Origin of the sequence: Actinoallomurus liliacearum (genome assembly GCF_039542035.1) — a bacterium.
In the GTDB taxonomy this organism is placed as follows: domain Bacteria; phylum Actinomycetota; class Actinomycetes; order Streptosporangiales; family Streptosporangiaceae; genus Actinoallomurus; species Actinoallomurus liliacearum.
In genome coordinates this window covers 23023-34494 of sequence record NZ_BAABHJ010000021.1, presented here as the reverse complement: position 1 = coordinate 34494, position 11472 = coordinate 23023, and the positions used below count along the sequence as shown (strand labels likewise).

Below are 11472 nucleotides of genomic sequence, written 5' to 3'. Positions count from 1 at the left end.
CCGCCACCGACGAACAGCAGCGAGACGGGGACGGAACCATCCCCGCAGGCGCGGGGCCGACGCCGCCACCGACGAGCAGCAGCGAGACGGGGACGGAACCATCCCCGCAGGCGCGGGGCCGACGCCGCCACCGACGAGCAGCAGCGAGACGGGGACGGAACCATCCCCGCAGGCGCGGGGCCGACTCGTCGAGCAGGTCTACAAGACCAACGGCCCGGGAACCATCCCCGCAGGCGCGGGGCCGACAACTGCGCGCCCGCCGCATCTAACTGCGCAAGAGAACCATCCCCGCAGGCGCGGGGCCGACCGTCTGCGATGCCAGGTACTTCGTGCGGCGCAGGAACCATCCCCGCAGGCGCGGGGCCGACGGCGTACGGCAGGGCGAGCGCCCGGAGGACGGGGAACCATCCCCGCAGGCGCGGGGCCGACCTGATCGGGCTGAGTCACGACGTCATGGCGCGGGAACCATCCCCGCAGGCGCGGGGCCGACTACGGGCTGATGGCTCCCCTCATCACGTGGAAGGAACCATCCCCGCAGGCGCGGGGCCGACAGCAGATCCCCGACCTCACCTGGCCGACCAGCGGAACCATCCCCGCAGGCGCGGGGCCGACTCGGTGATGCTGGACATGCTGTCCCTCCTGGGGGAACCATCCCCGCAGGCGCGGGGCCGACACGAATCGGCCGAGGGCGTCGTGTAGGCGGCCGGAACCATCCCCGCAGGCGCGGGGCCGACGGCGGCGACGACGAACGTGAGGGTGTCCTCGGGGAACCATCCCCGCAGGCGCGGGGCCGACCCGACGGCGGGTTCGCCGTCCCAGCGGAGTCCGGAACCATCCCCGCAGGCGCGGGGCCGACTGAAATCTCACTGACTATCCGCGTCAGTGAGGAGAACCATCCCCGCAGGCGCGGGGCCGACGTTCGGGGGCAGCCGATCTCGCCTGGTGCTGCCGAACCATCCCCGCAGGCGCGGGGCCGACTACTCGTAGAACGTCGCGACGAGCGTGATCGGGGAACCATCCCCGCAGGCGCGGGGCCGACCACCGCCCGCTCGATGCGCGCGTCCAACACGCCGGAACCATCCCCGCAGGCGCGGGGCCGGCATCTCCAGGGGGATGCGCAGGAGGTAGGAGAAGGAACCATCCCCGCAGGCGCGGGGCCGGCACTTGCTCACCTGGTGGTTTGGCGGCGAGGGGAGTTGTTTTTGTTCGGTTGGTGGGTCGCGGATCGGTCTGCTGCCAGGTGGTTTTTCATTCTCGGTCTGGGGGGAGTGGGGTCGTGGTGGAGGGGTTTTGTCGGTGGGGGTGTCTAGGGTGCGTGCTGTTGGTGACCGACGTTAGCCGGATGGTAGCGGGGGTGTGTGGTGTACGGGCTGGGGCCGGATACGGAGCGGCAGTTAGGTGTGTTGTGGGGAAAGTCGGCGCGGCGGGCCGGGGGGACGAAGAATCTGCTGTTGTCGCATCTGCTGGATACGGCGGCGGTCGCGGAGCTGATCTGGGATCGGTATCTGGCGGTCTCGGTGAAGCGGATGCTGGATGAGGTCGCCGGTGGGCCGGGGTTGGGGCGGCGGTTCTTCGCGTGGTTGTGCGGGGTCCATGACTGCGGGAAGGCGACGCCTGCATTTCAACATGTGGATGAGGATGCGGCGGATGCGGTCTGGCGGGCCGGCCTGACCTGGGATCGGCATGTCGTGAAGAAGTCTCGTCGGCGGCATGACAAGGCGGGTGGGGAGCTGATCCGCCGGGCGCTTGCCCAGGCGGGCTGGGGCGAGGATCAGATCGGGTGGGTGTGGCCGCTGGTGGCGGGCCACCATGGGTCCTTCCCGTCGCTGGGACAGCTCCGGGATCGGACGCGGGGGCAGCTTCAGGGCAAGGGGCGGGTGTGGGCGCAGGCGCAGTCCGCGTTGGTGACGGTGTTCACCAAGGAACTCGGTTTCGCTGATCTGGCGCAGGTGCAGCCGAAGACCATCCCGAGTCGTGCAGCTCAGCTGCAGCTGAGTGGGTTCGTGGTGATGGCGGATTGGATCGCCAGCGATGAGCGGTACTTCGTCGGCATCGATGAGCTGGAGAAGGTGAGCATGTCGGCCGCGCGAGGGCGTGCGGTCGCGGCGTGGCAGCAGTTGGGCCTGCGCGGGGGCTGGGGGACGCTCGCGTTTCCGGGTGCAGGGCTGTTCGGTGAGCGTTTCGGGTGTGAGCCGCGCCCGTCGCAGGTGCAGGCGTTGGAGGTGGCCCGGCGGATGGGCGGACCGGGGTTGATGGTCCTGGAGGCGCCGATGGGGGAGGGGAAGACGAACACGGCCCTGGCGGTGGTGGAGGTGCTGGCGGCCCGGTTCGGTGCGGACGGAGTGTTCGTCGGGATGCCGACCCAGGCGACGAGCGATCCGATGTTCACCAAGGTCCGCGACTGGGTGGCGAAGGTTAGTCCAGGGCTGGAGAGCCAGGTGGCGCTGCTGCATGGCAAGCGCCGGTTCAACAGTGAGTGGCGTGAGCTGCTTGCGGCGGCCGGGGAGGATCCGGCCGGTCATCACGGCGGGGTCCAAGAAGACGAGTACGGCCTGGAAGTCGAGGACTGGTGGAACGAGCCGGGCTGTTGTGAGGAACGGAAGGTCCCGGCGGAATGGTTTTTGGGCCGGATGCGGGGGTTGTTGAGCCCGTTCGTGGTCGGCACCATCGACCAGTTGCTGTTCGCCGCCACCCGGACTCGGCATGTGATGCTTCGGACGGCCGGCTTGGCTGGCAAGGTCGTGGTGCTCGATGAGGTGCATGCGGCCGATGTGTACATGTCGCAGTTCCTGATGGAAGGGCTGCGATGGCTCGGTCAGGCCGGGGTCCCGGTGGTGCTGTTGTCGGCGACTCTTTCGCCGGCGCAGCGGCGTGATCTTGTGGCCGCCTACCTGGCCGGTGCGTCCTCGCTCGAGGCCGCCGATGTCTCGGGTCTGACGGAGCCGACCGGGTATCCGAATGTGACTGCGGCCTGGCAGGGCGCGGACGGCCCGCAGTTCCTGGCGGAACACACCACGTCCTGGCGCAAAGACCTGGACGTGCGCATCCGAGTCCTTCCTGAACCAGCGGCCGGCAGGCCGGTCACCGGCAGGGACGGGGCTTCAGCGGTGTCGGCGGGCGATCGGGCGGTGACCGATCTGCTGGAGGACCGGCTGCGAGACGGCGGGTGCGTCCTGGTGATCCGTAACACCGTGCAGCGAGCCCAGGACACCTACACTGCTCTGCGCGCACGCTTCGGGGATGACGTGCGTTTGCTGCATGGCCGGCTTCACGCTGAGCATCGGGCCGAGCGAACCGAGGAGTGTTTGAGGCTGCTCGGGCCGCCGGGACCGGACCGGCCACCGCGCCCAGGCCGGCTGATCGTGGTGGCGACGCAACTGGCTGAACAGTCCTTCGATGTGGACGCAGATCTGCTGGTCACCGATCTGGCGCCGATCGACCTGCTGCTGCAGCGTATCGGTCGTCTGCACCGCCACCGCGGCACCGTACGGCCGGCTCTCCTGAAGAGCCCTCAGGTCGTCGTCACCGGGTTCAACCCGCGCCGAAGTGATCCTCCGGAGATCCTGCCATCCAGTAAGGGGATTTACGGCTCCTACCTTCTGCTGCGGACGGCCGCTTCGGTGCTGGCCGCAGCCGCCGGGGAGTGGTCGGTTGCCGGCCAGGTACCGGACCTGGTCCGGCGGGTGTATGACGCCGAGCAGCCGGTGGTGCCGGCTCGGTGGGCCGACATCGAGCACACGGCCTACCAGGAGTGGGGCGATACTCGACGACTGCGTGCGGAGCGCGCGGCGCCGTTCTTGCTCACCCGCATCGGTGAGCATGCGAACACGACGTTGGATGGCCTGCATTACGGCGGTTCACCGGCGAGCTTGCAGGAAGAGCAGTTCCAGGCTCTAGTTCGTGACGGCGAGCCCAGCATCGAGGTCATTCTGGTGCGTCGGGACGCCTCCGGTTTTTGGACGTTGAAAGGCCGGTCGCTCGGCGTTAACGGGGATGCGTCGGCGGATCTGGTCGAGGAGGTCTTGGCTGCCACCGTGCGGCTGCCGTCGAAACTGACCGCTGCTGCGGAGGCTGATCTGAGGCCGTTGGAGGGCTGGCGTGACGACCCGTGGCTCCGCTACAGCCACGCGCTGGTTCTCGAGGAGTCCGGCGGTGCGGTGATCGGCGGTCACACGGTGCGCTACGACGACGAACTCGGGTTGGTCGTCGACGCCTCACCGTAAACGGCCAGGGCCCGCGTGGCGGTGACCACGCGAGCCCTGTCCTCCCCCCGCTGGTGCGGGGCCGAGCACTGCTCGCCGAAACGCAACCGATAGCCGCCTAAGAACAGCTACGGGCCATCCCCGGGCAGAAGCGGCCGCCACCGGCCACATGCGGGGCCAAAGGAATCAGAGCATTTCCCGGGCGAACACGGCGCTGGTTTGAGACTCTACTCATCGAACCTCCAGCAAGTCGCCACCGAAGAAGAGCTACTTGAGGTGATCTATGCCCACCTTCAGTCTCATCCATGAGCCCTGGCTCTGGGTGCGCCTTCGCGGAGGAGAACGTGAACTCCTCAGCCTCATCGACGTGCTCTGGTGCTCTCATGAGATCGACGACCTCATCGTGGAGTTGCCGACGCAAAAGCCCGCGATCCTGCGCCAAGTGCTGCTACCGGTTCTGGCCGGCGCCCTCGGCCTCCCCGCCGACCACAAACAGTGGGTCCGACGGTTCACCGCTGGCCGGTTCACCGACGCCGAACGCGACCAGATTCACCATTACCTCGACGAACGCCAGGAACGCTTCGACCTGTTCCATCCGCAGACGCCCTTCGCCCAAGTCGCCGATCTGCGTTCGGCCAAGGGGGAGACCAAAGGCACTGCGCTGATCGTGGCCACCGCAGCACAGGGCAACAACGTGCCGTTGTTCGCCTCGCGCACCGAAGGCGACCCGCTCCCGCTCACCCCCGCCCAAGCCGCGCGCTGGCTGATTCACACCCACTGCTGGGATACCGCCGCGATCAAGACCGGTGCGGTCGGCGACCCGCAGGTCAAGTCCGGCAAGACCGTCGGAAACCCGACCGGCCCGCTAGGGCAGCTCGGTGTGGTCACCCCGGGCGGCCGCACCCTGTTCGAGACGCTCCTGCTGAACTCCCCGATCGGGTCAGCGGCCATCGCGGGGACCGCGCACTGGGAACGCCCCATTGCTGGCCCGACCTGGCAGATGCGAGCCCCGGACGGTCTGCTGGACCTGTGGACCTGGCAGGCCCGCCGCATCCGGCTCTTCCCGGAAGAAACACCGGAGGGAATCCGCGTCAGCCGTGTCCTGGTCGCCGCAGGGGATCGTCTCGCCGGATTCGAGGACCTGGAGTGGCACACCGCCTGGACCTACCCCAAGGCACGCCGCACCGGCACGGTCCGCCGCCCACGCCGCCACGTTCCGGGCAAAGCGATCTGGCGGGGCCTGGATGCCCTGCTCACCCTCGAACCACCACCGCAGGATGAGGACGCCTACCAGACGAGCCGCCTGCTCATCCAGCTCGCCGACCTTCAAGAACACGGGACGATCACCGGGGACTACCCGCTGCAGCTCGAGACGTTCGGGATCGCGTACGGGACCCAGTCCGCGGTCATCGAAGACGTCTTGCACGACGCGATCCCGCTCCCGGTCGCCGCACTCCACACCGACAGTGACGCCTACCTTCTCCTGCTCGAGGCAAGCCAGCAAGCCGAGAACCTGGCGCGCGCCGTCAACGGCCTGTCCGCCGACCTGCGCCGGGCCGTCGGAGCCGACCCGATTCCCTGGGATAAGGGACAGCGGCCCGGCGAACTGGTTCTGCACGCCCTGGACCCGCTGATCCGCCGCCTGCTGGCCGGCGTACGCCACGCGGGCGATGACATCGCAGTGCTCCAGCGCGGGCAACTCGCCTGGGAGAAAGCCGCCTACCGCGAAACACGACAGGTCGCCGAGCCGTTGTTCGCCGCCGTGCCAGCAAGCGCCTTCATCGGCCGCGAAGCCAAACAAGGCGGCAAGACCGCCACCTACAGCCTCGGCTCGGCCGAGCGTGACTTCCGCCGCCGGCTCAACCAGATCCTGCCCAGAGCCGCCGAAGACCGAGCCGAAGTCAACCGCTCTCAGGCGGCCGACCTGACATCTGAAGGATGAGGACCGCGCTATGCCCGAACCGAGCAAGCCCCGTTACTGGAACCGGTACGTCGACCACGACGGCCGATGGCGCAAAGACCCCCGGACCGGAACGGCGATGCGCCCGCCGGGTGAGGACCTGGCCGCGCTGCGCGCCGGGCTCGGCCGAGACGCCGTGACCGTCCCGCAACTGTGGCCGTTCTACACCTGCCCCGTCGATGACCGGCTCGCCCGCAGGGACCAGGTCAGCGAGGAGCAGGATGCCGAGCACGCTGCCCTGGCCCTGTACGGGCTGCACCAGCAAGGCCAGGACAACCCGATGCACCGCCGGGACGTCAGCCTCGGCAAGGCCCTGCGGGCGCTACGCCACAGCGGCAAGTTCAGCGAAGAAGCCGTGGACGCCCGCGTCGCCGCCGCCGTGGCCGCCACCAGCGTCCCCGCCTTGCTGATGCGCCTACGCGGGCTGGTCACCCAGCTGCGCGCCGTCAACCAGCCGCTGGACTACGACGCCCTGATGGCCGACATCCACCGCTGGCACCGGCCCCCCTCCCGCCAGCTCGTCCGCCGAGGCTGGGGCCTGGGCTACCACGCCTGGGCCCAAACACAACCCGCCCCCGACAGCCCCTCCGCCTGACCCACGCCCCACCGCGCACCGATCAAAGGAGACGACCATGAGCCCACGCACCTACATCGACGTTCACATCCTGCAGACCGTCCCACCCGCGAACCTTAACCGCGACGACCAGGGCAACCCCAAAGAGGCCTACTTCGGTGGCGTCCGACGCGCCCGGGTCTCCTCCCAAGCCTGGAAACGCGCCACCCGCAAGGCATTCACCGAACACCTGCCGAAAGAAGACCTCGCCACCCGCACCAAACGCATCGCCGCCGAACTCACCAAACGCCTGGCCGCCCGCACCGGCCTGACCACCGAACAGGCCGCCGGGATCGCCGGCGCACTCCTGGGACGGCTGGAGATCAAGGCCGGGAAGAAAGCAGGCGACACCGCCTACCTGCTGTTCTTCGGCCGACGTCAACTGGAAGCCATCGTCGACCTGGTCGAGGACCAGGCGGCCGACCTCGCAGAACTGAGCGATGACGCCCTGACCACAGCGGTCAAAGACCTGCCCGTCAAGGAGACGTTCCAGACCGGACACCCCATCGACGTCGCGTTGTTCGGCCGGATGGTCGCCGACATCCCCGCCCTCAACGTCGACGCCGCCACCCAGGTCGCCCACGCCCTGTCCACCCACGCCGTGGAGCTGGAGTTCGACTACTACACCGCCGTCGACGATGAGAACGAAAAAGACGAAACCGGCGCCGGCATGATCGGCACCATCGGGTTCAACTCCGCCACCCTCTACAGGTACGCCACCGTCGGCCTCCACCAGCTCACCGACAACCTCGGCGAAGCCGACGCCGCGATCGACGCCGTCGCTACCTTCATCGACTCCTTCGCCCGCTCAGTCCCCACCGGCCACGCCAACTCCTTCGCCCACCGCACCCGCCCCAGCCTGGTCGCCGTCGTCGTCCGCCACGACCAGCCCGTCAACCTCATCTCCGCCTTCGAAAACCCCGTCCCACCCCACGAAGGCATCGCCGCGGCCTCCGCCGCCCGCCTCGCCCGCGAATACACCCGTGCCACCCGCCAATGGGGCGACACCCCCGCACACATCGCCGCCTGCCACACCTTCGAACCCGACACCACCAGCGGAAAAGAACTCACCGACGCATTCGGGCCCACCCAGACGTTCCCCGAACTGCTGACCGGACTACACGCCCACCTCACCCAGACCACCACGCAGGACTGACATGACCGCCAAGACCACCATCAGCGACAGGCAGGCGGTCCTGGTGCTGCGGCTGGCCGGGGCACTGCAGTCCTGGGGCGACCGCAGCAGCTTCAACCGCCGCGACACCCGACCCGAACCCACCAAATCCGGCGTCATCGGCCTGCTCGCCGCAGCCGCCGGCCGCCCCCGCGAACAACCACTGGATGACCTCCTGGACCTGCAGCTCGGCGTCCGCGTCGACCAGCCCGGAACCCTGCTGCGTGACTACCACACCGTCAGCGACTACCGCGGCCGCCCACTCCCACAGGCGGGTGTGTCAGCCAAAGGCATCCAACGACCGACCTCCCCGGCCAAGCACACCCACGTCACCCAGCGCTTCTACCTCCAAGACGCGATCTTCCTCGCCGCCATCGCCGGGCCACACGACCTCATCGGCACACTCGCCACCGCCGTCACCCGGCCGGCGTTCCCGCTCGCTCTCGGCCGCCGCTCTTGCGTACCGACCCAGCCGATCTTCCTCGCCCTACGCACCGGAACTCTGGAAGACGTCCTACGCAACGAGCCATGGCAGGCCAGCGAACGAACCCGCGAATCCTACGCACGGCGCGTCAAACACCGCCCCGAACACATCGACCTGTCCGCCACCCTCGATGACCCCGACGGCGAAGAACTCCTCAACGACGCCCCCCTGTCCTTCGACCCGCGCGACCGCCGCTGCACCACCCGCCGGATCCGCCACACCTGGGTCCCCGCGCCCACCGGCCTGACCCGCCCCGACCCACCCGACGTAAGCCCCACCAGTGACGACCACGACCCGTTCGCACTGCTGGGCTGGTGACCCCCATGACCTACCTATCGCGCATCCGCATCAACCCGCTCCGCGCCGAATCCCGCAAACTCCTCGCCAACCCCAGAGCCATGCGCGGCGCCATCATCGGCGGCATCCCCGACCAGCCCACCCAAGAACGCCTGCTGTGGCGGCTGGACGCCGACAACCCCCGACGCCCGATGCTGTACGTCCTCACCGAATCCAAACCCGACTGGACCCACATCATCGAAAACGCCGGCTGGCCTGAAGCCGACGGCGACCACGCCTCCATCGCCGACTACACCCCCCTCATCACCCGGATCGCCCTCGGACGCCAATTCGCATTCCGGCTCACCGCCAACCCCGTCCAGAACACCACCACACCGACCAAACCCACCTCGATCCAAACCGAACGGACCGCACGCGGCGAACGACGCGGCCACCGCATCGGCCACCGAACCGCCGCCCACCAACTCGCCTGGTTCCTCGACCGCACCCAACGCTGGGGCTTCCAGATCCCCCCAACCCGGACCGACCCACCCGTACCCGGCCTCCCCGACCCCACCACACCCCCTGAACCCGCACACGACGTGCGCATCACCGCACGAGACCGGCGGTCCTTCAACAAGAACGGCCGGGGCAAACCCGTCGTCATCCACACGGCCACCTTCGAAGGCCGCCTCCAGATCACCGACCCCGACCTGTTCACCGAACACCTCCTGCGCGGTATCGGACCCGCCAAGGCCTACGGATGCGGACTGCTGACCCTCGCCCCCCTGCCCGGTAACGGGTGATGGCCGACATCTGGTGGAAAGCCCACCCCCACGACCTGCACCGCCTCAGCGACCGAGTCTCCAGCGTCTACGTCGAACGCAGCCACATCGACCGCGACGAGAACGCCGTCGTCATCATCAACAAACGCGACACCGTACGCGTACCCGCCGCCATGGTCGCCGTCATCCTCCTGGGCCCAGGCACCCGCATCACCCACGGAGCGGCCTGCCTGCTCGCCGATTCCGGCACCGCAATGTGCTGGGTCGGCCAGCAAGGAGTCCGCATGTACGCCGCCGGCCTGGGACCCAGCCGCGGCGCCGGCCTGCTCCACCGCCAGGCATGGCTGGTCACCCGCACCAAAGAACGCCTGGCCGTCGCACGCGCCATGTACGGCATGCGCTTCCCCGGCGAAGACGTCTCCGCCATGACCATGCAACAACTCCGCGGCCGCGAAGGAGCCCGCGTCCGCAAGATCTATCAAGCACACGCCAAACGAACCGGCATCACCTGGAGCGGCCGCGAATACCGAGCCGGAGACCCATTCGCCGCCGGCGACGACCTCAACCGCCTGCTATCGGCGGCCAACGCTGCGCTGTACGGCATCTGCCACGCCGTGATCGTCGGACTCGGAGCCAGCCCCGGCCTCGGCTTCGTACACACCGGCGCCGCCACATCATTCGTCCTCGACATCGCCGACCTCTACAAAGCCGACTACACCATCCCCCTCGCATTCGACCTGACCGCCAAAGGACTCACCACCGAACGCGACGCACGCCTTGGCATGCGCGACCGCATCGCCGAAGACAAACTCCTCGGCCGCATCGTCAGCGACATCAAAACCCTGCTCACACCAGAAGACGCCGATATCCCGGACGAAGAGACCAACGAACTCTGGGACGACAAGGTCGGTACTGTCCCCGGCGGTGTCAACTGGGCAGATGATACGGACCTTTTCCAGCCGACGCTCGGAGACAGTCACGTCGCCATCATCGGTCCCGAATTCGATGACCCCGGACCCGAGCCGCAGTGACCGTCATCGTGCTCATCGCCGCCCCCGAAGGACTACGTGGTCATCTCACCAGATGGATGGTCGAAGTCAACGCCGGTGTCTTCGTGGGCAACCCCAGCCGCCGCATCCGAGACCGTCTCTGGACGCTCCTCGCCGATCGCATCGGAGACGGCCAAGCCGTCCTCGTAGAACCCGCTAACAACGAACAAGGCTGGGCCATCCGCACCGCAGGCCGAGACCGCTGGCGTCCCGTCGACTACGACGGACTGATTCTGTCCGCCCGCTCTCGTCGATAACATCCCAGCTCAGCAAGTGTCGGCCCCGCGCATGCGGGGATGGCCCCGACTTCATCTGCCTGCTCGGCATCATCGGCGGGTCGGCCCCGCGCATGCGGGGATGGCCCCTCCCACGGCACCCGCCGCTCCGTCACGACCCGGTCGGCCCCGCGCACGCGGGGATGGCCCTGCCGTCCGGGCCTACACCGGGACCGGGATCGCGTCGGCCCCGCGCACGCGGGGATGGCCCGCGCGACACCATGCCGCCCGCGTTGTCCACGCTGTCGGCCCCGCGCACGCGGGGATAGCCCCACCTCCCGCACGGCCGCCTCGGCGCCGTTCTCGTCGGCCCCGCGCACGCGGGGATGGCCCCCAGCGCAACGGGAACGTCACCGGCATGTCGTTGTCGGCCCCGTGCACGCGGGGATGGCCCCCACCTGCTGGAGCAGGTCGCCGCGGACGGCTGGTTGGCCCCGCGCACGCGGGGATGGCCCCCCCGACTCAGACCCTCATGATCGGCGGACCGCTGTCGGCGCCGCGGACGCGGGGGTAACCCCACGCCTCCGACATCGACCGGCTGCGCGGCGAAGTCGGCCCCGTGCGGGGGGATGGTCCCGGATTCTTCGTGTGGATGGACGGTGGTGACGTGTCGGCCCCGCGCATGCGGGGATTGTCCGTGGGTCGAGATCGCGG

The 11472-nt window shown here is 68.8% G+C and carries 8 protein-coding genes and 1 CRISPR repeat array; all 8 genes read left to right on the top strand.

Features of this window, described 5'->3' with window-relative positions:
* Nucleotides 1-32: 32 nt before the first annotated feature.
* Nucleotides 33-1162: direct repeats of the CRISPR family, unit length 29 nt; unit sequence GGAACCATCCCCGCAGGCGCGGGGCCGAC.
* Between the two features lie 196 nt (nucleotides 1163-1358).
* A complete protein-coding gene (locus tag ABD978_RS27410; RefSeq protein ID WP_345360640.1) occupies nucleotides 1359-4223 on the top strand; it encodes a CRISPR-associated endonuclease Cas3'' in 2865 nt (954 codons plus the stop codon).
* 262 nt (nucleotides 4224-4485) lie between these two features.
* Nucleotides 4486-6144, top strand: coding sequence for a type I-E CRISPR-associated protein Cse1/CasA (casA, locus tag ABD978_RS27405; protein ID WP_345360638.1), 1659 nt, complete (start codon nucleotides 4486-4488; stop codon nucleotides 6142-6144).
* Between the two features lie 10 nt (nucleotides 6145-6154).
* Nucleotides 6155-6757 carry a type I-E CRISPR-associated protein Cse2/CasB gene (casB, locus tag ABD978_RS27400; protein WP_345360635.1) on the top strand — a complete coding sequence of 201 codons (603 nt, stop codon included), beginning with the start codon at nucleotides 6155-6157 and terminating at the stop codon, nucleotides 6755-6757.
* Nucleotides 6758-6794: 37 nt separating this feature from the next.
* The gene (gene cas7e, locus ABD978_RS27395; RefSeq protein ID WP_345360632.1) at nucleotides 6795-7931 is read left to right on the top strand and encodes a type I-E CRISPR-associated protein Cas7/Cse4/CasC; all 1137 of its coding nucleotides are present in this window, start codon (nucleotides 6795-6797) and stop codon (nucleotides 7929-7931) included.
* Between the two features lies 1 nt (nucleotide 7932).
* Entirely contained in the window at nucleotides 7933-8751 is an 819-nt protein-coding gene (cas5e, locus tag ABD978_RS27390) for a type I-E CRISPR-associated protein Cas5/CasD (RefSeq protein ID WP_345360629.1), read from the top strand.
* Nucleotides 8752-8756: 5 nt separating this feature from the next.
* Entirely contained in the window at nucleotides 8757-9515 is a 759-nt protein-coding gene (gene cas6e / locus ABD978_RS27385; protein ID WP_345360626.1) for a type I-E CRISPR-associated protein Cas6/Cse3/CasE, read from the top strand.
* Nucleotides 9515-10525, top strand: a complete 1011-nt coding sequence (gene cas1e / locus ABD978_RS27380; protein ID WP_345360623.1) for a type I-E CRISPR-associated endonuclease Cas1e — start codon at nucleotides 9515-9517, stop codon at nucleotides 10523-10525. Before cas6e ends, cas1e begins: the two co-directional genes overlap by 1 nt.
* Nucleotides 10522-10800, top strand: coding sequence for a type I-E CRISPR-associated endoribonuclease Cas2e (gene cas2e / locus ABD978_RS27375; protein ID WP_345360620.1), 279 nt, complete (start codon nucleotides 10522-10524; stop codon nucleotides 10798-10800). Before cas1e ends, cas2e begins: the two co-directional genes overlap by 4 nt.
* Nucleotides 10801-11472: the final 672 nt, after the last annotated feature.